This is a genomic window from Aeromonas sp. WP2-W18-CRE-05 (genome assembly GCF_014168615.1).
In the GTDB taxonomy this organism is placed as follows: Bacteria; Pseudomonadota; Gammaproteobacteria; order Enterobacterales; family Aeromonadaceae; genus Aeromonas; species Aeromonas caviae.
This window is the reverse complement of record NZ_AP021917.1, coordinates 842,905-862,738: the sequence shown is the minus strand read 5'-3', so window position 1 is coordinate 862,738 and position 19,834 is coordinate 842,905. Positions and strand designations below refer to the sequence as shown.

Here is a 19,834-nt window from a genome sequence, read left to right as displayed (position 1 = left end):
CAAGACCTCGTGATGTTAATGGGTGCCGGCGAGCAGTTGCTCGTCCAGCTCGCGCAGCCGATCCACTGTGCCGATGTCGCGCCACTCGCCTGCCAGCAGGCTGCCACCCACCCGTCCCTGCGCCATCCAGTCGCGCAGCAGGGGGGCCAGCTTGCGCGCCCCGCAGGGCAAGCCGGCAAAGGCGGCGGGGTGATAGAGGCCGACACCGCTGAAGGTGAGGGCCGGGGTGTCCAGCACCCGAGCCGCTTGCAGGGAGAAGTCCCCTTGCGGATGCTGGGGAGGGTTGGGCACCAGCCAGAGGTGGGCGAGATCGTCCCCAAGCGGCTGGTTCACCAGAGCGCGATAATCCAGGTCGAGCCAGGTATCGCCGTTGATCACCAGAAAGGGTTCGCTGCCCAGCAGAGGCAGCGCCTGCACGATGCCGCCGGCGGTCTCGAGCGCGCTCTCTTCGGCCGACCAGTGGATGGAGACCCCGAGTGCACTGCCATCGCCGAGGGCCGCCACCAGCTTGTGTCCGAGCCAGGCGTGGTTGATGACAAGTGTGGTCACGCCGGCTGCCTTGAGTTTTTCGATATGGTGCACGATGAGCGGCTTGCCCCCCGCCGCCAGCAGCGGCTTGGGCAGCAGATCGGTGAGCGGACGCATCCGCTCGCCGCGCCCGGCGGCCAGGATCATCGCCTTCATGGTGTCACCCCGGTGCGCGCCAATCCCGGCAGCACCACCTGCTCCAGCCACTGGCCGAAGCGGGCCAGCACCGGATAGGCGGCGCCATGGCTGCGACAGACATCAACGACGTAGCCCAGGGTACGGGGAATGTCCTTGAGGTAGCCGGCCTTGCCATCGCGGTGATAGAGGCGGGTGAAGATCCCCGCCGCCTTGAGGTGGCGCTGCATGCCGGTGAGATCGGCTGCGCGACGAAACGCGGCATAGTCCAGATTGCCGAGCAGACCGGCCCCTTGCAGGGTGTCGAAGCCAAGTCGCATGCCCTGCTCGATCACCACGTCCGGCCAGCGCACGTAGCAATCTTTGAGCAGGGAAACCAGGTCATAGCTCAGCGGCCCGATGACCATGTCCTGGAAGTCGATAAGGGCGAGGTCGCTCTCCTTCGGGTTCGTCCCGCCACACACCATCAGGTTGCGGCTGTGGAAGTCCCGGTGCATCACTCCTTGTGGCTGGGCCAGGTTGCTCGCCGTGAGGCAGGCGAAGGTCTCCGCCAGCAACTGCTGCTCTTCATCACTCAGGGCCAGTTGCAGGTGATGTCCCAGCAACCACTCGGGGAAGATGGCATTTTCGCGGGCCATGAAGGCCTCATCGAAGGGCTCGAGCTCGAGCGCCACCGCGCCGAGCCTTGGCAGCAGGGCGATGGCCTTGCCATACCAGACCAGTACGCTCTCTTCGTTCAGGCAGCCGATAAGCTGGGTATCCCCCAGATCCGTCACCGCCAGCAATCCCTGCTCGTAGTTGACCCCCTTTACCTCGGGGGCCAGCAGCCCCGCATCGTGCAGGGCGGCCGCATTGCGAACGAATTCATGATTTTTTTCGGTTTTCGGATTAGCATCCACCCACACCAGACCGCCCCCCCGGAAGTAGCGGCGGAAACTGGCGTCACCGGAAATAAGCGTCAACGAGAGGTTGGCGTCACCGGAAATCCGGCGAGCCCATTGCAAAAGCAGGGAAGCGCGATCGTGCATGAGTCGGGAACCAAATTGGAAAGCAGCACTTGGCTGTTAGCCCTGGCCGCAATAATGCTTTATCATTGCCGGCTAACATAAAGCAATGACATGCAATGTCAACTCGATGGATCCTGACATAAAATGCATGCCCTGAATCCACCGTTTTTACTACGGATTGCGCGAGCCTTTCACATGACAAAATGGACACTGGGATACTCCTGTCCCATCGCCCTGACCATCAGCCTTGTTCCTGCCCTGAGCCCGCTCATGGCCCAGGCAGCGCCACTCAATGCGCCACCCGCTACCGGGATCCTCGACAGCCTCTGCTATGACTATGTCCCCAAGATAGAGAAGCCCACTGCGGGCCAGGACGCCAATGCCCAGCCCGTCGAGGTGGATGCCGATCGCCTGGAGGCCAAGCAGGGCGGTACCGCCGTCTACGAGGGTGACGTCAAGGTGCGCCAGGGAGTGCGCAAGTTCGACTCCGACTATGCCCAGCTCGACCAGAAGAGCCGGGATGTCATCGCCATCGGCAACATCTATTACAACGATGGCCAGATCACGGTCACCAGCGACAAGACCCTGAAATCCAACCTGGACACCAAGAACTCCGAGCTGGAAGAGGGCAAGTATCAGGTCCATGGCTCACCGGTGCGCGGCTTCGCCGAAAAGGTGACCATGACCAACAACAACCAGAACATCACTCTGGAAGGGGCCCAGTACACCACCTGCCCACCGGGCCAGGAGGCCTGGACCCTGAAGGCCGGCAGCATCGACATCGATCAGTCTGAGGTATTCGGGGAGGCCTGGAACGCCAGCCTCTGGCTCTATGACTATCCGGTCTTCTACTTCCCCTATATCAACTTCCCCATCAAGGATGAGCGCAAGACCGGTCTGCTCTACCCGGGCTATACCCAAAGCTCCAAGAACGGCATGGACATCACCCAGCCGTTCTACTGGAACATCGCCCCCAACTACGATGCCACCATCACCTCCCGCTTCATGGACAGACGGGGCCTGATGGAACAGGTCGAGTTCCGCTACATGCCGGACCCGGCCCACGTGGGGAGCCTCTACTTCGAGAACCTGGCAGACGACAAGCAGTACGACGAGACGGCCAGCCTCAATCAGCATCTCTCTGACGGTCACCGTTACCTGCTGAGTGCCCGCCACACCTCCATGTTCATGGACAACGCCATGCGGGTGTCGGTGGACTACACCAAGGTACGGGACCAGGACTACAACTACTTCAACGACTTCACCCCCAAGGTGGGGACCCAGGTCGACAACCAGTTGCAGCAATCCCTGAAGGCAGGTTACTACCAGCAGAACTGGAACCTCGATGCCGAGGTACGGACCTACCAGATCCTGCTGGCCAGCGCCCAGCAACCCCACGAGCTGATGCCGCGCATCAACCACAACTACTACCAGCAGGGCAACTGGTACGATCTGGCATGGAATACCGAGCTGACCAACTTCGGCTACAACAACGATCAGGCCATCGAGCAGAACAAGGGGGAAGCCTACACCGGCACCCGGGTCTACACGGCCCCCACCCTGACCATCCCCCTCGTTGACGAGGCGGGCTACTTCCTCGACAGCCAATACAAGCTGATGTACACCCGTTACGACCAGACGGTACCGGACAACATGAGCCAGGCATTCCGTGACAAATTTGATCCAACGTCAAAAGGCATCAATACCGGAACCGGGAAACAAGAAAATGTCACTCTGGAAGAGGGGGCCATCACCCGGGTACTGCCCTCGTTCCGTCTCAAGGGCGGCATGACCTTCGAGCGGGATCAGCAGTGGTTTGGCGAGGGAGCCAACCAGACCCTGGAACCTGAATTCCAGTACCTCTATGTGCCCTACAAGGATCAGGACAACATCGGTGTCTATGACTCCACCACCATGCGCCAGGACTACTACAGCCTGTTCAGCGATCGCCGCTTCGCCGGTCTGGACCGCATCAGCGACTCCAACCGGCTCTCCTTTGGGGTCACCACCCGCATTTATGATCCGGCCGGGGATGAACGAATCCGGTTGGCCGTTGCCCAAGCCTTCGACTTCGTTGCGCCCAGGGTCAAGCTTTACAGCAGCGATGAGCTGAGCACCAATACCCGCTCCCCGCTGTCGTTCGAGGGTGACGCCAAGATCAACGAGCAGTGGTATGCCCATGCGGGGGCACAATATGATATGGAACAGCGCCAGATAAGCTCTGCCAACAGCGCACTGGAATACCGTCACGAGAAGTTGATCAGCCAGTTGAACCACCGCTTCGTGCGGGATGCCAACTACGACCTCGACCACAAGGGGCAGGTGACGGATCTCAACCAGATCGGCCTGCTGCTGACCACCCCGCTGGACGATCGCTGGCACCTTTATGGCGGCTACTATCAGGAGCTCAATCAGAACGTCAAAGTGGACCGCAAGGTGGGTCTGAAATACGACTCCTGCTGCTGGAGCATCAACTTCAACCTGGAATGGGTCAACACGCCAGACAACGTGAACCTGACCCCGACGTCCGAGCGCAGCCTCGGCATTCAATTTGAAATGAAAGGATTGGGTAGCGTGGGTACCGGCTCCAAGGGCACTTCCCTGGACACCGAAGCACTGCCTTACATTCGTCCGTTTAACCTGCGAGACCAGTAATCGGTCTGGCAAACGCCTTGAGAGATGGATATGAAGAAGACGTTGATTTCCCTGCTGACCGCAGGCCTGTTCGGAGTCATGAGCCAGGGTGCCCTCGCCGCCCCCGAGCTGATGGACAAGGTGCTTGCCGTGGTCAACAAGGATGTGGTGCTGGCCAGTCAGCAAGAGGCCCTGGTGCAAAAGGTCAAGGCCTCCGCCCAGGAGAGCGGCCAGTCCCTGCCCGATGACGTCACCCTGCGCAAGCAGGCGCTGGATCGCCTGATCCAGGAGAGCCTGCAACTGCAACTGGCGGAGCGCCAGGGGCTCAAGATCAGTGACACCCAGCTGGAACAGGCCATTCAGAGCATCGCCGCCGACAACAAGATGAACCTGGAGCAACTGCGCGCCCAACTGGAGCGGGAAGGCCTGACCTACGCCCAGTACCGTGAGGAGGTGCGCCGCGAGATCCTGATGAACGAGGTGCGCCGCAGCCAGGTCCGCCGTCGCATCAACATCTCCGATCAGGAGGTCAAACAGGTGGTCGAGGCCCTGAGCAAACAGGGCCAGCAGCAGACGTCATATCATATCGGCCATATCCAGGTCGCACTGCCGGACAACCCGAATGCCGAGCAGCTCAACGCTGCCAAGGCCAAGATCGAGCGCATTCTGGCGTCCCTGAAAGAGGGGGCAGACTTCCGCAAGCTGGCCATTGCCGAGAGTAACGGTCCCAAGGCGCTGGAAGGGGGTGACTGGGGCTGGTTGAGCCCGCAGGAGATGCCCACCCTGATGGCGGAAGCCGTGCAAGGGGCAGGCAAGGGTGACATCGTCGGCCCGCTGCGCTCCGGCGCCGGTCTGCACATCATCAAGATCTTCGACACCAAGGGTCAGCAACAGGTCATGCAGACCGAGGTGAAGGCGCGCCACATCCTGATCAAGCCCTCCATCATCCTGAGCGAGGAGAAGGCCAAGGGCACCCTGGACGGCATCCTGCACGACATCAAGAGCGGCAAGGCCAGCTTTGCCAGCATGGCAGAGAAATACTCCGAGGATCCGGGCTCTGCGGTGCAGGGTGGCGAGCTGGGCTGGTCTGATCCCAACGTCTATGTGCCGGAATTCCGCGACATGCTGGGGCGCCTGCAACCGGGCCAGATCAGCGACCCCTTCCGCACCAGCCACGGCTGGCACATCGTGCAGCTCGAGGATCGCCGCAGCCAGGACGCCACCGGCAAGGCCCAGGAGCAACGCGCCTACCAGCTCATCTTCAACCGCCGCTTCGCCGAAGAGTCCCAGGCCTGGCTGGATGAGCTGCGCGACGAAGCCTACATCCAGATCGAACCCAATTGATGGGCGACACGCAGATGATCAAGGCGCATCCAGGGCACGCCGAGGCACAACAGAACTGCCACCGGCTTGCCATCACCCCGGGTGAACCAGCTGGCATAGGCCCGGATCTGGTCCTGCAGATTGCCCAGCGGGCCTGGCCCCATCAGCTGGTTGTGATCGCCGATCCCGCCCTGTTGCGCGAACGGGCCGCCCTGCTGGGGCTGCCCGTCGAGCTTGAACCCTATGACGAAAGCGCCCCCACCCGTCCGCAGCGGGCGGGGACTCTGACCGTCTGCCCCGTGCCGCTCGGCGCCCCCGTGGTGCCAGGCAAGCTGGATGAGGGCAACGGCGCCTATGTGCTGGCCACCTTGCAGCGCGCCTGCGACGGCAACCTGAGCGGCGAATTTGCCGCCGTGGTGACCGGGCCGGTGCACAAGGGGATCATCAACCAGGCTGGCGTCTCGTTCAGCGGTCACACCGAGTTCTTCGCCCAGCAGTCCGACACCGCCGATGTGGTGATGCTGCTGGCCACCGAAGGGCTGAGAGTGGCCCTCGCGACCACCCATATTCCCCTTGCCTATGTTGCCAAGGCCATCACCGAGGATCGCCTTGGCAAGGTGATCCGCATCCTGGATGCGGATCTCAAGCGCAAATTCGGCATCGAACACCCCCGGATCTATGTCTGCGGCCTCAATCCCCATGCTGGGGAAGGGGGTCATCTGGGCCGTGAAGAGATCGATGTCATCGAACCCGCCCTGGCCGCCCTGCGCCAGGAAGGGATCGATCTGGTCGGCCCGCTGCCGGCCGATACCCTGTTCCAGGACAAATACCTCAAGGATGCGGATGCGGTACTCGCCATGTACCACGATCAGGGGCTGCCCGTGCTCAAGTACAAGGGCTTTGGCAACTCGGTCAACATCACCCTCGGACTTCCCTTCATCCGTACCTCGGTGGACCACGGCACCGCGCTGGATCTGGCAGGCAAGAACCTGGCAGACCCCGGCAGCCTCACCACCGCGATCAACCACGCCATCCAGATGGTAGAGAAAAAAAGATATGAGCAGTAAGGTGCACATGGGCCACACGGCCCGTAAGCGTTTCGGTCAGAACTTCTTGCACGACCGGTATGTGATCGACCAGATAGTGGCCGCCATCAACCCGCAACCGGGTCAGAATCTGGTGGAGATAGGCCCGGGTCTGGCCGCGCTCACCGAGCCGGTCGCCGCCCAGATGGACAAGATGACCGTGGTCGAGCTGGACCGGGATCTGGCGGCACGTCTGCGCGAACACCCCACCCTGAAAGAGAAGCTGACCGTCATCGAAGCCGATGCCATGCGCTTTGACTTCAGTACCCTGATGGGGGAAGGCAAGGGTCCGCTGCGCATCTTCGGCAACCTGCCCTACAACATCTCCACCCCGCTCATCTTCCACCTGTGCGAATTTGCCGACCGGGTGGAGGACATGCACTTCATGCTGCAAAAGGAAGTGGTGCTGCGTCTGGCCGCCGGCCCGGGCAGCAAGGCCTATGGCCGTCTGAGCGTGATGACCCAGTACTATTGTCAGGTAGTGCCGGTGCTGGAAGTGGGCCCGGGCGCCTTCAAGCCGGCGCCGAAGGTGGATTCCGCCGTGGTGCGTCTGATCCCGCACAAGAACCCGACTATCGTCGCGAAAGACATTCGTTGCCTGAACCGGGTCTGCACCGAAGGCTTCGGCCAGCGTCGCAAGACCATTCGCAACAGCTTCTCCAACTTCATCACCGACGCCCAGCTGACCGAGCTTGGCATCGATGGCAACCTGCGCCCGGAGAATCTCTCCCTCGAGCAGTTCGTCACGATCGCCAACTGGCTGGCCGACCAGCAACAGGCCTGATCCCATGACCCAAGCCCGGATAGTGGTCCGCCCCCACCCAAGCTATGTGGCGGGAACCGCAGATCCCTACCATTTTCTCTATCGCATCGAGATTGAGAACCTGGGTCCGGGCACGGTGCAACTGCTGCATCGACGCTGGCTCATTACGGATGCCAATGGCAAGATGCTGGAAGTGGAAGGTCCCGGCGTGGTCGGTGAACAACCCCTGATCGCCCCCGGCGAGACCTTTTCCTACCAGAGTGGCGTTCCCCTCGCCACACCGCTTGGCGTGATGGAAGGCAGCTACATCCTGCAGGATGAATCGGGGCAACAATTCGAAGCCCCCATCGCCCCCTTCACGCTGGCCGTCCCCAACATAATCAACTGAGGTTTCATGGCGAACTGTTTCGTCGGTGATATCCAGGGCTGCTACGACGATTTGCGCCGTCTGCTGGATCTTGCCGAGTTCGACTTCGATAACGACACGCTCTGGCTGTGCGGCGATCTCGTCGCCCGGGGGCCGGACTCCCTCAACACCCTGCGTTTCGTCAAATCACTGGGGCAGCAGGCCGTCACCGTGCTCGGCAACCACGACCTGCACCTGCTGGCGGTGGCCCACGGGGTCGCCCCGCTCAAGAAGAAAGACAAGTTGCAGGCGCTGATGGAGGCGCCGGATCGGGACGAGCTGCTGGAGTGGCTGCGTCACCGTCCCCTGCTGGCAGAACACCCCGACCTGCCCATCATGATGGTGCATGCGGGCCTCTCCCCCGCCTGGGACGCCCACACCGCCCGCAGTTGCGCCCGGGAGGTGGAGAGCCTGCTGCGCGGGGATCAGTACAGCTGGCTGCTGCACAACATGTATGGCGATCAGCCCGACAGCTGGAACGACAACCTGCTGGGCATAGAGCGTTACCGCTACATCATCAACAGCTTCACCCGGATGCGCTTTTGCTACTTCGACGGGCGCCTCGACTTCAAATGCAAGAAGGGCCCCACCGAATCGACCCCGGGCCTGCGCCCCTGGTTCGAGCAGCGCGAGCACCATGTGGATGACCCCATCCTGGTCTTCGGCCACTGGGCGGCCCTGATGGGCAACACCGGCAAATCCGATATCAAGGGACTCGACACCGGGTGCGTCTGGGGCAACAGCCTCACCCTGTGGCGCTACGAGGACGACGCCCTGATCGCCACCCCCTGCCCGGCCTATGCCAAGTAGATCGGCTCTTTGCGGAACAAGGGAATGATCCGCCGTTGAGAGGAGAGCAATGCCCTCTCCTGCGAAATGGAGCTGAAAACAGAACGGGCCCGGCAATGCCGGGCCCGTTTTTTCATGATGAGCGGATCAGAGCCTGCGCCCCAGCCGTTTCTCGACCTGGCGCCGCTCCCATTCCGGGCCAAACAGCTTGAAGGGCTGGAACAGGTTGATGGCGTGGGAAGCCAGCCCCAACCCCCAGCCCAGCATGGGCCACCAGGCCCAGATATAATCCGGGTTGCTCAGGTAGTTGATGACAAACAGCCCCCCTATCACCAGCACATAGCTCATGAGGTGGCCATAGAAGCCCCTGAGCCCCTCCACGAACTTCATCGCCTCCCGCTCATCCCGCGCCACCTGCACGCGTCCCCGATCTTCGCCCTCATTCCCTTTCATCTCGCTCTCCTGCAGTTGGGTCACATCGAGCTCGAAGACGGCGGCCAGGGCCTTGAGGGATTCCAGTCCGGGTTGCTGGCCCTGCTCTATTCGCTGAATGGTGCGAACGCTCAGGCCAGTGAGGGTCGCCAGCTGTTCCTGGGACCATCCCCGTTGCAATCTCAACTTCCTGACGATCATCTTGCGCTCCTTGTGGTGATTGACAGGGCCAGCATAGGGAAAGGGGATGAGAGGCGACACGACAGATGGCCGACACTCACCTGACTTCCTTTAAAAATCAAAATCTTACTACCACGCAATCGTGGCTTTTGCGCCCCGAGCAGCCAGGCTTGGCGTGCCGCTGGCAGCCAGACGTCACGGGGGTTACAACCCCTGCATCAGCTCGGCACCAATCTCAAAGGAGCGCAGGCGCGCCTGATGATCGACGATGGGACCGTTGAACATCAGCTCGTCCGCTCCGGTCTCTGCCAGCAGAGCCTTGAGGCCGTGGCGTACCCGATCCGGCTCCCCCACCAGGGAGCGAGCCAGGGTCTGCTCCATCGCCATCAATTCGCGGGGAGACCACTCATCCCCCAGCGTCTGCACCGGCAGTGGCAGCTTGCCGGCATCCCCCCGGTAAAGACGCAGGAACTGCTGCTGCAGGGTGGTGAACAGGAAGCGGGCCTCACGATCGGTGTCGGCGGCGATCAGGTTGACGCACACCACCGCATGGGGTTTGGGCCAGCGGGCAGAGGGACGGTATTGGGTACGGTAGATCTCCAGCGCCTGCAGCAACATGGCGGGAGCGAAGTGGGAAGCAAAGCCGAACGGCAACCCCATGGCCGCTGCCAGTTGGGCGCTGTAGAGGCTGGAGCCCAGCAGCCAGATGGGCACATGGAGTCCCTGACCCGGCACCGCCTGCACGGCACCGACCTCGTCGCCAAAATAACTCATCAGTTCGCGTACATCCGCCGGGAAATCATCCACCTCGCCGCTGCGCTGGCGGCGCAGCGCCTGCATGGTGCGCTGATCGCTGCCAGGGGCGCGGCCCAGGCCGAGATCGATGCGATCCGGATAGAGGGAGCTCAGCGTGCCGAACTGCTCCGCAATGACCAGGGGGGAGTGGTTCGGCAACATGATGCCGCCAGCCCCGAGCCGCAACGTCGTGGTGCCCCCTGCCAGGTGGCCAATCAGCACCGCTGTGGCGGCGCTGGCAATGCCCGGCATGTTGTGGTGCTCCGCCAGCCAGTAGCGGTGGTAACCCCAGCGCTCCGCATGGCGAGCCAGATCCAGCGAGTGGCGAAACGACTCGGCCGGCAGACCACCTTCGGGAACGGGCACCAGATCCAGCACGGAATAGGGGACGACAGACATGGGACACTCCATTGGTTCACAGGGCGTTTATCAGGGGAGCAATGTAGCACGAGATATCTGGACGAATCATCTCACCACAGGGCAAGGGCGCAGCCCGAAGGCCGGCTGTTGATTTGGGGCCGAAGAGCGCAAGATCGAGTCCTAGGCTTTTTGTCATCCAGCAAGCACACTGTTAGGTGACCAATACGGCGATCGCCAGGGGACAAGGATCCGTCCATGACAAACGCAAGTCTCAGTCGCAGACCCTTTTACGTACACATTGCCACCCTTTTTATCCTGCTCTTCTCCTTGCTGGGGGGCGCCCTCATCGTGCTGCAGTTCCAGCAGGGCATGCAGCAGGGGCTGGAGCACGAACGTCAGAGCTTCCAGCAATACCGGGAGCAGCTTGCCCTCGCCATCAAGCTGAACCAGCGACCAGCCCGCATGTCCCTGAATCTGCTGCGCAGCGGCCAGCTGTCCGCCATGACAGACCTCGAGACGCGGCTAGCCTTCCTGCCCCAGCTGGCGGAAGTGCTGGCCAACAGTACCAGTTACGGTGCCATCTATGCCGGTTACGAGGACGGCGATTTCTTTCTGGTACGCAAGCTGACCGAACGGGCGAGAGGGGTGCTGGAGGCGCCTCCGCCCGAGAGCCGCCTGCTGGTCCAGAGCCTGCATCAGGGACAGGGAGAGTTCCTCTATTTCGACCAGCGGCTGCGGCTGCTGGAGCGGCGCCCCATGCCGGACTACCGCTTCGATCCGCGAGATCGGGGCTGGTACAAGGAGGCGCGCTGGAGCACGGGCATCATAGTGACCCACCCCTACCTCTTCTTCACTACCCGGGAGCCAGGCATGACACTGGCGGTGGAGAGCGACGATCGCCGGGCGGTGATCGGGCTCGATGCGGGCGTGGAGGGGCTCTCTTCCCTCATCGGCGAGTTGCCCCTGCCCGGTCACAGCCAGCTGGTGCTGTTTGACGAGGTCGGGACCCTGCTGGCCACGGATCCCGAGCGCCTCCCAAGCTTCGAGCAACTGAGCCGCCTGCCCATGCTGTCGGCCCTCAATCACCCCATTCTCACCAGGCTGCAACAGGAGATGGCCGCGCGGCCTGCCCTGCTGCATCACCCCGCCGAGCTGACCCTGGCAACGGTTCAGGGTCAGGAGTGGCTGGTCAATCTCTCCTCCCTCGGGGAAGAGTCCCCGTTTTATCTCGCCCTCCTGGTGCCCACCGAGGTGCTCACCGCCCCGGCGCGCCAGGATGCGCTGCACAATCTCGCCTGGGCCCTTGCCGGTCTGCTGCTCCTGCTGCCCGTCATCTGGCTGGCTGCCCGGCGCACTGCCGCCCCCTTGCTGGTATTGACCGGGGAGGCTGAGCGGATCCAGCACTTCGACTTTGGCGAAAGCCCGGGGCCGGATTCGGCAATCCGCGAAATTGACGACCTCGCCCGCGCCATGTCCAGCATGCGCCTGACCCTCGGCAATTTCATGAACATGGGCCGGGCACTGGCGGCAGAGCATCGCTTCGATTCATTGCTCAGCCGCATCCTGCACGAGACGGTGGCGGCTGCCCAGGCCGAGGGCGGCTGCCTCTTCCTGGCCCAGGAGAACGAGGTGCAGGCCGTTCACGCCATCTGGCAGGGGCAGCCGCTGGCGTGCGAACAGGTACAGTGGCAGGCGGCGCTGCTCGGCGGTCTCTACCACACGGAGCGCCTCTGCCTGCCCCTCGACGAGGCACAGTGGGCCCGCTACCTCAGCGACTGGGGCCCCTTCCCCGGCGCCTGCCAACTGCTGGTCGAACCCCTTCACAACCACCGTCAGGAGCTGATCGGCTGCCTGCTGCTGATCCTGCCAGACTGCTCGGCCCGCGAACTGGCCTCGCGCATCAGCCTCATCGAGGCACTGGCGGGCACCTCCTCCTCCGCCATCGAAAACCAGCGCCTGCTGGAGGAGCAGAAGCAGTTGCTGGAAGCCTTCATCGAGCTCATCGCCGGTGCCATCGATGCCAAGAGCCCCTACACCGGCGGCCACTGCCAGCGGGTGCCGGAACTGGCCAGGATGCTGACCCAGGCTGCCTGCTCACAGCAGACGGGGCCCTTTGCCGATTTCCGGCTCAACGAAGAGGAGTGGGAGGCCATCCATATCGCGAGCTGGCTGCACGACTGCGGCAAGGTCACCACCCCGGAGTTCGTGGTGGACAAGGCGACCAAACTCGAGACCATTTACGACAGGATCCACGAGATCCGCACCCGCTTCGAGGTGCTCAAGCGGGATGCCCACATCGAGGCGCTCTGCGCCCTGCTGCCTCCATCCGGGCAGCAGGCCGCCCTCGAGGCTGTAACCCACCTCTGGCACACCCTGGATCAGGAGTTCGCCTTCGTGGCCGAGTGCAATCTGGGGGGCGAGTGGATGGCGCCGGAGAAACTCGCCAGGCTGGATGCCATCGCCAGCCGCACCTGGTTGCGCACTCTGGACGATCGGCTCGGCATCAGTCAGGAGGAGCGCAAGCGCCACCAGGAGGCCCCCTCTCCCCTCCCCTGCCGAGAGTCGCTGCTCGCCGACAAGGCGGTCCATCTCATCCCTCGCCCCGAGCACGACAATCTCGCCCGACACAACCCATGGGGCTTCAAGGTGCGGATGCCCACCCACCTCTACAACCGGGGGGAGCGCTACAACCTCGCCATCGGCCGCGGCACCCTCACCGAAGAGGAGCGCTACAAGATCAACGATCACATCATCCAGACCATACGCATGCTGGAGAAGCTTCCCTTCCCCCGCCATTTGCGCAAGGTGCCGGAGATTGCGGGGGGCCATCACGAGCGGATGGACGGCACGGGCTATCCGCGCCAGTTGCAAGGGGGGCAGATGAGCATTCCAGCCCGCATCATGGCCATTGCAGACATCTTCGAGGCGCTGACGGCGAGCGATCGCCCCTACAAGTCTGGCAAAACGGTCTCCCAGTCCCTGGCCATCATGGTGAAGATGGTGCAGGAACAGCACATAGACCCGGCCCTGTTTGCCCTCTTCATCGAGAGCGGCATCTGGCGGGACTACGCCATACGCTTCCTCGCCCCCGAGCAGTTGGACGAGGTCGAATGCCAGGCCCTGCTGGCAGGATCACACTGACCTTCCGCTGGCACTCGCCCATAAAAAAACGGTCAACCCAGGTTGACCGTTTTTCGTTCCACTTCGCCCCTTAGAACAGCAGGTGCGCCACACCGGCAATCACCGGCAGGGTGACCAGGGTGCGCAGCAGGAAGATGACGAACAGCTCCCACAACTTGACCGGGATCTTGCTGCCCAGCAACAGAGCGCCCACTTCCGACATGTAGATGAGCTGGGTGACCGACATGGCGGCGATCACGAAGCGGGTGATGTCGCTCTCGATAGTGGAGGCCAGCACCGCCGGGATGAACATGTCGGCGAAGCCCACCATGATGGTCTTGGAAGCAGCTTCCGCCTCCGGCAGTTGCAGCAGCTCGAGCAAAGGCACGAAGGGCGCCCCCAGCCAGTTGAACACCGGGGTGTGCTCCGCCAGCATCAGGGCACAGGTCCCGACGGCCATCACCACCGGCAGCACGCCAAACACCATGTCCAGGGCGTTTTTCACCCCTTCACGCGCCACGGCGCCGAGATCCGTCATGCTGTCGGCCTTGGTCAGGGCACGATGGTAGCCGTAGCTCAGTACGCTGTGCTGATGGGGGATGGCCTCCTGCTTGCGGCACAGGGGAGTACCGTCGCTGTAGACATCCTTCTTCCAGGAGAGCGGCGGCAGGCGCGGTACCACGATGGCGGCCACCACACCGGCCAGGCAGACGGTCAGGTAGAAGGGGACGAACATATGCTCCAGCTTCACCTGGGAGATCACCACCAGACAGAAGGTGATGGAGACGGCGGAGAAGGTGGTACCGATGACGGCCGCTTCCCGCTGGGTATAGAACTTGCCCTCATACTGCTTGCTGGTCAGCAGGATCCCGACGCTGCCATCACCGAGCCAGGAGGCGAAGCAGTCCACCGCAGAACGACCCGGCAGACGGAACACCGGACGCATGATGCGGGTCATCATGGTACCGACAAACTCCAGCAGACCGAAATCCAGCAGCAAGGGCAGCAGCAGGCCCGCAAAGATGAAGACGGAGAACAGTACCGGCAACAGATCATGCAGCACCAGGCCGCCGGTCGCCCCTGAGCGCAGCACCTCGGGACCGGCTTCAAAGAAGGTCAACAGCACGAAGACCCCGCCCAGCACCCGCACGCACGCCCAGAAGGGGGAGACGTTGAACAGGCTGTTGAGGAAGGGGCGTTTTACCAGGATCGCCGGTTTGAACAGCCAGGCGATCAGGGTCATCAGCATGGTGGTGGTGATGATGGCGCTGACCATGGCCACCAGATGATCGGCAAACACCGTTTGAACCAGCTTCGCCAGCACGGCGACGGGAATGGTGACATTGCCGTCATAGATGACCGGGGTCATGAACAGCAGGATCCCGATCAGTGACGGGATCAAAAACATCAGCACGTTGCGGCGAGTACGGATTGCCGGTGCTTCCAGGGTCTTTTCCAACATATAAACAGCCTTAAATGTGACTTTTCCTTCAGCCGGGCCGCCTGCATACTCATGCCCTCGCCCGGAAAACGGGCGCAAGAATAACCCAAAAAACTGCACAAACAAGCCGTTAATTGATCATTTCAAGCATAAATATTTTATCAGGCGAACCATCCATAAGAACAAACCAAAACAGTCATGCATATCGATTCAATTTGAATGGTTAGCATAATGTTTCACACAGGTTACATTCAGGTGCGCAGTATAATCCGCAGCCACTGTCAGGCAATAAGAGACATGAAAAATATATCTATAGGGTGATCCCGTCGATCCTCCCATAAAAAAACCGGAGCCTGTCTGGCTCCGGTCTTGTCACGAACATGATGCTCAATCGCGAACGTAAATGACTTCGACGCCGTCGTCGTCCTCATCGTCCCAGTCGTCATCGTCCAAGCCATCATCGAAGGCCTTGGACGCCGCCAGGGCATCGGCTTCCGCCTTGGCCAGCTGGTTCTTGTGATAGTCATCCCACTTGAACTCCACCTTCTCGATGGCGTCTCTGGCATCTTCCGCCAACTGACGAGGCATGGTATCCAGCAGATCCAGGATGTCGTAGCACACCTTCTTGGTGCCTTCCTTGCTGATGGCGGTGATGGCGTAGACCGGACCTTCGTGGTTGAGGGCTGCCTTGACTCTGTCCATCACTTCCTGAGCCTCTTCTTCCAGGATCAGGTCCATCTTGTTGAACACCAGCCAGCGCGGCTTGCCCGCAAGCTCGGGGCTGTATTTTTCCAGCTCCCGGACGATGGTCACGGCGTTCTCGGCAGGATCGGAGCCATCCACCGGGCAGATGTCCACCAGGTGGATCAGGACGCGGCAACGCTCCAGGTGCTTGAGGAAGCGGATCCCCAGGCCTGCTCCCTCGGCAGCCCCTTCGATGAGGCCGGGAATGTCGGCAATGACGAAGGAGCGGGAGTTTTCACCGCGTACCACACCCAGGTTCGGCACCAGCGTGGTGAAGGGGTAGTCTGCCACTTTCGGACGGGCCGCAGAAACGGCGCGAATGAAGGTGGACTTGCCTGCGTTGGGCAGACCCAGCATGCCGACATCCGCCAGCAGCAGCAGCTCCAGCCTCAGGGTACGCACTTCACCCGGGGTGCCGTTGCTCTTCTGGCGCGGCGCCCGGTTGACCGAGCTCTTGAAGCGGGTGTTGCCAAGGCCGTGGAAGCCGCCCTTGGCAACCAGCAGCTTCTGATCGTGACTGGTCAAATCCCCCAGCAGTTCGCCGGTGTCTTCATCGGTGGCGCGGGTGCCGACCGGCACGCGCAGGATCTTGTCCTTGCCGCGACGACCGGTACAGTTGGCACTCTGGCCGTTCTCGCCACGCTCGGCGGCGTGGAAGCGCTCGAAACGGTAGTCGATCAGGGTGTTCAGGTTTTCATCGGCCACCAGATACACGTCGCCACCATCACCGCCGTCACCGCCGTCCGGGCCGCCGTTCGGGATGTACTTCTCGCGGCGGAAGCTCACACAACCGTTACCACCGTCACCGGCATCGACTCGAATCTGGACTTCATCAACAAACTTCATAGGTAACCGTCACCTTAATTCGAAAAACCGATACGCAATTATAGTGATACGGGCCCCTTCGGGCGAGGCGCATCTGGCCGATGAGGGCTGTCTGCGCCGGCTCATCCGCGTGCCGTTTTTTCGTCAAACTCATCAGAAAAACAAAAGCCCCGCCAGGTTGGCGGGGCTTCGGATCCTTGCGGTCCGTAATTACTCAGCAACGATGCTGACGTACTTACGATTCTGCGGACCTTTAACTTCGAACTGCACTTTACCGTTCGCGGTAGCGAACAGAGTGTGGTCCTTGCCCAGACCAACGTTCTCACCAGCGTGGAACTTGGTGCCGCGCTGACGAACGATGATGCTGCCAGCCAGAACTGTTTCGCCGCCGAAACGCTTCACGCCCAGGCGTTTAGCTTCAGAATCGCGACCGTTGCGGGATGAACCGCCAGCTTTTTTGTGTGCCATCTATCGGACTCCTCTAATTAAGCGCTGATGCCAGTGATTTTGACTTCAGTGAACCACTGACGGTGGCCCGCTTGCTTACGGTGGTGCTTACGACGACGGAACTTGACGATAGTCACTTTCTCGCCACGGCCGTGAGCCACAACTTCAGCCACAACCTTGCCACCTTCAACGAAAGGAGCACCTACTTTGAAAGTGTCGCCTGCAGCAACCATCAGCACTTCGTTGAAGTCGATGGTAGCGCCAGTCTCAACGTTCAGCTTTTCCAGACGAACGATTTGACCTTCGGCCACACGGTGTTGTTTTCCGCCGCTTTGGAATACCGCGTACATTTGATTAACTCCGTAAAGGCGTGTCTTTTGCTCAAGGCCAGACACGCACAAAAAACTATAACAATGGGCGGGCATTCTACGCAGAACGATTTGCCGAGGCAAGGCCAATTTAGCAAAAAGTTTATTTTGTGCGCATATCTGCCCCCGTGAATAAACGCCTAACTGTAACCCATTGTGAAATCGTGTAGAATCCCCGCCATTGCTAAAAACGCAGTAAATGCTGCCGTCACGTTACGAGACTTATGGACCAACAGACTATCCGTGCGCTCTGTGCCGCCGACATGACGGCGGTCAATGAACTGATCCTGGCGAGACTCCAGTCCGATGTCAGCCTGATCAACCTGCTGGGTTTCTATATTGTCAGTGCAGGCGGAAAACGGATGCGCCCCATGCTGACCGTGATGGCCGCACGCGCACTGGGCTATGAGGGTGAAGATCACCTGAAACTGGCCGCCATCATCGAGTTCATTCACACCTCCACCCTGCTGCACGACGACGTGGTCGACGAATCCGACCTGCGCCGCGGCCGGGAAACCGCCAACGCCCTGTTTGGCAACGCCGCCAGCGTCTTGGTGGGTGACTACCTCTACAGCCGCTCCTTCCAGATGATGAGCGAACTCTCCAACCTGAAGGTGATGGAGATACTCTCCGATGCCACCAACACCATCGCCGAAGGAGAAGTGCTGCAGCTGATGAACTGCAACGATCCGGATACCACGGAAGAGAGCTACATGACGGTCATCTACTGCAAGACCGCCAAGCTGTTTGAAGCCGCGACCCGACTCGCCGCCGTGCTGACCCACCAGCCCCAGCCCGTCGAGCAGGCCATGACCGACTACGGCAAGTACCTGGGTACCGCGTTCCAGATCATCGACGACGTGATGGACTACTGCTCCCAGAGCGAGGAGATGGGCAAGAACGTGGGTGACGATCTGGCCGAAGGCAAGCCGACCCTGCCGCTGTTGCGCGCCATGGAAGTGGGTACCCCGGAAGAGCGTCAACTGGTGCGCGATGCCATCGAGCACCGCAACGGTATGGATCACCTGGAGCGTATTCTGGGCATCCTGGATCGCACCGGAGCTCTCGAATACTCCCGCCAGCGAGCTCGGGAAGAGGCTGACAAGGCCATCGCCGCCCTCGCCATCCTGCCGGACTCCCGGCACAAGCAAGCGCTGGAAACCCTGGCCCACATGGCGGTGCAGCGCAGCGCCTGATGCCAGCCGGCGGACAATAAAAAAGAGGCCAGAGGGCCTCTTTTTTATTGTCCGAATTCCCCGTGCCACTGTCGTATCAACACAGGTTCTAACGGGCCAACGCCCAAAAGATGACGCCACCTGCCACCACCAGACAGCCGCCGATGCGGCGCAGCTGTTCCGGCGGCAACTCCCCGAGCAGGCGCAGCATCTGCTGCCATGCCCTGGGAGCGAGCAAGGGCCCCAATCCTTCGAAGAGCAGCAGCAACCCCAGCCCCATCAACATGGATGTCAGCATCACCTCTCCTTGTCCCTGTTCCCCTACCGGTCTGTGGCTGGCAAACAAAAGGGCCTGAATCATCAGGCCCTTGGGTCATATCAACACGTGTTTACTGCTTGTTGCCGTGCGGCGACTTGAGGTAGCGGAAGAACTCGCTGTCCGGTTTCAGGACCATGAGGTCGTTGCCACCGGCGAAGCTCTTGCGATAGGCCTCCATGCTGCGCACGAAGCTGAAAAACTCGGGGTCCTTCTTGTAGCTGTCGGCATAGATCCTGGCGGCCTCGGCATCCCCTTCACCACGCAGCTGACGGGCATTACTCTCGGCGTCGGCGATCATCACGGTCACCTTGCGGTCGATGTCGGCACGCAGGATCTCGGCCTGCTCGCGGCCCTGTGAACGGTGTTCACGGGCAACCGCGGTCCGCTCGGCACGCATCCGCTGATAGATGGAGCTGGAAACTTCCACCGGCAGGTTGATCTGCTTGATGCGCACATCCACCACCTTGATGCCGAGCTCGGAGGAGCGCGCCATCTTCATCAGGGCATCTTCCATCACGGTACTGCGCTCGCCGGAGACGATGTCCTTGATGGTGCGGTTACCGATCTCGGAACGCAGGCCGTTGTTGATCTTGCGCTTGAGCAGGTCTTCAGCCTGGATCTTGTTGCCACCACCGGTCGCCAGGTAGTACTTGGAGAAGTCCTCGATCTTCCACTTCACGTAGGAGTCGATGATGAGGTCCTTCTTCTCGGACGTAACGAAGCGATCCGCCTGGCCTTCCAGAGTCTGGATGCGGGCATCCATCTTGCGTACCTGGTCGATGAGCGGCACCTTGAAGTGCAGGCCCGGCTCGTACAGGCGCGGTTCACCGGAGTCGACCCGTTTCACCTTGCCAAACTGCACCACGATCCCCTTCTGTCCTTCATCGACGATGAAGATGGAAGAGAAGCAGACCATGGCGGCCACAGCGATGACACCAATAGCTAGCTTTTTCATCTA

General features: G+C 61.3%; 18 protein-coding genes. 8 read left to right on the top strand and 10 right to left on the bottom strand.

Features of this window, described 5'->3' with window-relative positions:
* Window positions 1-15 precede the first annotated feature (15 nt).
* Window positions 16-684 carry an N-acetylmuramate alpha-1-phosphate uridylyltransferase MurU gene (gene murU, locus H7R73_RS04200; RefSeq protein ID WP_103260751.1) on the bottom strand — a complete coding sequence of 223 codons (669 nt, stop codon included), beginning with the start codon at window positions 682-684 and terminating at the stop codon, window positions 16-18.
* The gene (locus tag H7R73_RS04195; RefSeq protein ID WP_103260752.1) at window positions 681-1,691 is read right to left on the bottom strand and encodes an aminoglycoside phosphotransferase family protein; all 1,011 of its coding nucleotides are present in this window, start codon (window positions 1,689-1,691) and stop codon (window positions 681-683) included. The genes murU and H7R73_RS04195 overlap by 4 nt, the downstream gene beginning before the upstream one ends.
* A gap of 174 nt (window positions 1,692-1,865) precedes the next feature.
* Here H7R73_RS04195 and lptD point away from each other — a divergent pair, with 174 nt between their 5' ends.
* Genes lptD through H7R73_RS04165 form a run of 6 tightly spaced genes read left to right on the top strand, consistent with a single transcriptional unit; the run spans window position 1,866 to window position 8,691 of the window.
* The gene (gene lptD, locus H7R73_RS04190) at window positions 1,866-4,325 is read left to right on the top strand and encodes an LPS assembly protein LptD (RefSeq protein WP_103260753.1); all 2,460 of its coding nucleotides are present in this window, start codon (window positions 1,866-1,868) and stop codon (window positions 4,323-4,325) included.
* A gap of 30 nt (window positions 4,326-4,355) precedes the next feature.
* The gene (gene surA, locus H7R73_RS04185) at window positions 4,356-5,648 is read left to right on the top strand and encodes a peptidylprolyl isomerase SurA (RefSeq protein ID WP_103260754.1); all 1,293 of its coding nucleotides are present in this window, start codon (window positions 4,356-4,358) and stop codon (window positions 5,646-5,648) included.
* Window positions 5,648-6,694 (top strand): 4-hydroxythreonine-4-phosphate dehydrogenase PdxA, encoded by a 1,047-nt coding sequence (pdxA, locus tag H7R73_RS04180; protein WP_442859281.1) that lies wholly within the window; start codon window positions 5,648-5,650, stop codon window positions 6,692-6,694. Before surA ends, pdxA begins: the two co-directional genes overlap by 1 nt.
* The gene (gene rsmA, locus H7R73_RS04175; RefSeq protein WP_010673207.1) at window positions 6,684-7,496 is read left to right on the top strand and encodes a 16S rRNA (adenine(1518)-N(6)/adenine(1519)-N(6))-dimethyltransferase RsmA; all 813 of its coding nucleotides are present in this window, start codon (window positions 6,684-6,686) and stop codon (window positions 7,494-7,496) included. The genes pdxA and rsmA overlap by 11 nt, the downstream gene beginning before the upstream one ends.
* A gap of 4 nt (window positions 7,497-7,500) precedes the next feature.
* Complete coding sequence (apaG, locus tag H7R73_RS04170) at window positions 7,501-7,863, top strand: Co2+/Mg2+ efflux protein ApaG (RefSeq protein ID WP_010673206.1); 363 nt, start codon at window positions 7,501-7,503, stop codon at window positions 7,861-7,863.
* 6 nt (window positions 7,864-7,869) lie between these two features.
* A complete protein-coding gene (locus tag H7R73_RS04165) occupies window positions 7,870-8,691 on the top strand; it encodes a symmetrical bis(5'-nucleosyl)-tetraphosphatase (protein ID WP_039040022.1) in 822 nt (273 codons plus the stop codon).
* 126 nt (window positions 8,692-8,817) lie between these two features.
* Here the strand turns inward: H7R73_RS04165 and H7R73_RS04160 are convergent, their stop codons facing one another.
* Window positions 8,818-9,303 (bottom strand): 2TM domain-containing protein, encoded by a 486-nt coding sequence (locus H7R73_RS04160; RefSeq protein WP_041211140.1) that lies wholly within the window; start codon window positions 9,301-9,303, stop codon window positions 8,818-8,820.
* A gap of 183 nt (window positions 9,304-9,486) precedes the next feature.
* The gene (locus tag H7R73_RS04155; protein ID WP_010673203.1) at window positions 9,487-10,476 is read right to left on the bottom strand and encodes a luciferase-like monooxygenase; all 990 of its coding nucleotides are present in this window, start codon (window positions 10,474-10,476) and stop codon (window positions 9,487-9,489) included.
* A 216-nt stretch (window positions 10,477-10,692) separates the two neighbouring features.
* Here H7R73_RS04155 and H7R73_RS04150 point away from each other — a divergent pair, with 216 nt between their 5' ends.
* Window positions 10,693-13,578, top strand: a complete 2,886-nt coding sequence (locus H7R73_RS04150) for an HD domain-containing phosphohydrolase (protein WP_182951483.1) — start codon at window positions 10,693-10,695, stop codon at window positions 13,576-13,578.
* A 70-nt stretch (window positions 13,579-13,648) separates the two neighbouring features.
* On the opposite strand, the gene H7R73_RS04145 is transcribed toward H7R73_RS04150, so the two are convergent.
* The 4 genes from H7R73_RS04145 to rplU all read right to left on the bottom strand — a co-directional run bounded on the left by H7R73_RS04145 (window position 13,649) and on the right by rplU (window position 17,364).
* Window positions 13,649-15,019, bottom strand: coding sequence for a YjiH family protein (locus tag H7R73_RS04145; protein WP_010673201.1), 1,371 nt, complete (start codon window positions 15,017-15,019; stop codon window positions 13,649-13,651).
* 366 nt (window positions 15,020-15,385) lie between these two features.
* Window positions 15,386-16,588, bottom strand: a complete 1,203-nt coding sequence (gene cgtA / locus H7R73_RS04140) for an Obg family GTPase CgtA (protein WP_010673200.1) — start codon at window positions 16,586-16,588, stop codon at window positions 15,386-15,388.
* A 189-nt stretch (window positions 16,589-16,777) separates the two neighbouring features.
* The gene (rpmA, locus tag H7R73_RS04135; protein ID WP_010673199.1) at window positions 16,778-17,035 is read right to left on the bottom strand and encodes a 50S ribosomal protein L27; all 258 of its coding nucleotides are present in this window, start codon (window positions 17,033-17,035) and stop codon (window positions 16,778-16,780) included.
* 17 nt (window positions 17,036-17,052) lie between these two features.
* A complete protein-coding gene (gene rplU, locus H7R73_RS04130) occupies window positions 17,053-17,364 on the bottom strand; it encodes a 50S ribosomal protein L21 (RefSeq protein WP_005304210.1) in 312 nt (103 codons plus the stop codon).
* Window positions 17,365-17,606: 242 nt separating this feature from the next.
* On the opposite strand from rplU, the gene ispB reads away from it, so the two are divergent.
* Window positions 17,607-18,578 (top strand): octaprenyl diphosphate synthase, encoded by a 972-nt coding sequence (gene ispB / locus H7R73_RS04125; protein WP_182951482.1) that lies wholly within the window; start codon window positions 17,607-17,609, stop codon window positions 18,576-18,578.
* Window positions 18,579-18,666: 88 nt separating this feature from the next.
* Here ispB and H7R73_RS04120 read toward each other — a convergent pair whose 3' ends face one another.
* Both H7R73_RS04120 and hflC read right to left on the bottom strand, forming a co-directional pair.
* Window positions 18,667-18,855, bottom strand: a complete 189-nt coding sequence (locus H7R73_RS04120) for a DUF2065 domain-containing protein (RefSeq protein ID WP_103260756.1) — start codon at window positions 18,853-18,855, stop codon at window positions 18,667-18,669.
* 91 nt (window positions 18,856-18,946) lie between these two features.
* Window positions 18,947-19,831, bottom strand: coding sequence for a protease modulator HflC (gene hflC / locus H7R73_RS04115; RefSeq protein ID WP_010673196.1), 885 nt, complete (start codon window positions 19,829-19,831; stop codon window positions 18,947-18,949).
* Window positions 19,832-19,834 lie beyond the last annotated feature (3 nt).

What these genes read in the sequence shown, in the direction of transcription:
- H7R73_RS04150 (WP_182951483.1), top strand. Translation starts at nt 10,693, where the DNA reads ATGACAAACGCAAGTCTCAGTCGCAGACCCTTTTACGTACACATTGCC.
- H7R73_RS04165 (WP_039040022.1), top strand. Translation starts at nt 7,870, where the DNA reads ATGGCGAACTGTTTCGTCGGTGATATCCAGGGCTGCTACGACGATTTG.
- murU (WP_103260751.1), bottom strand. Translation starts at nt 684, where the DNA reads ATGAAGGCGATGATCCTGGCCGCCGGGCGCGGCGAGCGGATGCGTCCG.
- rplU (WP_005304210.1), bottom strand. Translation starts at nt 17,364, where the DNA reads ATGTACGCGGTATTCCAAAGCGGCGGAAAACAACACCGTGTGGCCGAA.
- H7R73_RS04155 (WP_010673203.1), bottom strand. Translation starts at nt 10,476, where the DNA reads ATGTCTGTCGTCCCCTATTCCGTGCTGGATCTGGTGCCCGTTCCCGAA.
- rpmA (WP_010673199.1), bottom strand. Translation starts at nt 17,035, where the DNA reads ATGGCACACAAAAAAGCTGGCGGTTCATCCCGCAACGGTCGCGATTCT.
- cgtA (WP_010673200.1), bottom strand. Translation starts at nt 16,588, where the DNA reads ATGAAGTTTGTTGATGAAGTCCAGATTCGAGTCGATGCCGGTGACGGT.
- H7R73_RS04160 (WP_041211140.1), bottom strand. Translation starts at nt 9,303, where the DNA reads ATGATCGTCAGGAAGTTGAGATTGCAACGGGGATGGTCCCAGGAACAG.
- ispB (WP_182951482.1), top strand. Translation starts at nt 17,607, where the DNA reads ATGGACCAACAGACTATCCGTGCGCTCTGTGCCGCCGACATGACGGCG.
- rsmA (WP_010673207.1), top strand. Translation starts at nt 6,684, where the DNA reads ATGAGCAGTAAGGTGCACATGGGCCACACGGCCCGTAAGCGTTTCGGT.
- H7R73_RS04195 (WP_103260752.1), bottom strand. Translation starts at nt 1,691, where the DNA reads ATGCACGATCGCGCTTCCCTGCTTTTGCAATGGGCTCGCCGGATTTCC.
- lptD (WP_103260753.1), top strand. Translation starts at nt 1,866, where the DNA reads ATGACAAAATGGACACTGGGATACTCCTGTCCCATCGCCCTGACCATC.
- H7R73_RS04145 (WP_010673201.1), bottom strand. Translation starts at nt 15,019, where the DNA reads ATGTTGGAAAAGACCCTGGAAGCACCGGCAATCCGTACTCGCCGCAAC.
- surA (WP_103260754.1), top strand. Translation starts at nt 4,356, where the DNA reads ATGAAGAAGACGTTGATTTCCCTGCTGACCGCAGGCCTGTTCGGAGTC.
- hflC (WP_010673196.1), bottom strand. Translation starts at nt 19,831, where the DNA reads ATGAAAAAGCTAGCTATTGGTGTCATCGCTGTGGCCGCCATGGTCTGC.
- apaG (WP_010673206.1), top strand. Translation starts at nt 7,501, where the DNA reads ATGACCCAAGCCCGGATAGTGGTCCGCCCCCACCCAAGCTATGTGGCG.
- pdxA (WP_442859281.1), top strand. Translation starts at nt 5,648, where the DNA reads ATGGGCGACACGCAGATGATCAAGGCGCATCCAGGGCACGCCGAGGCA.
- H7R73_RS04120 (WP_103260756.1), bottom strand. Translation starts at nt 18,855, where the DNA reads ATGCTGACATCCATGTTGATGGGGCTGGGGTTGCTGCTGCTCTTCGAA.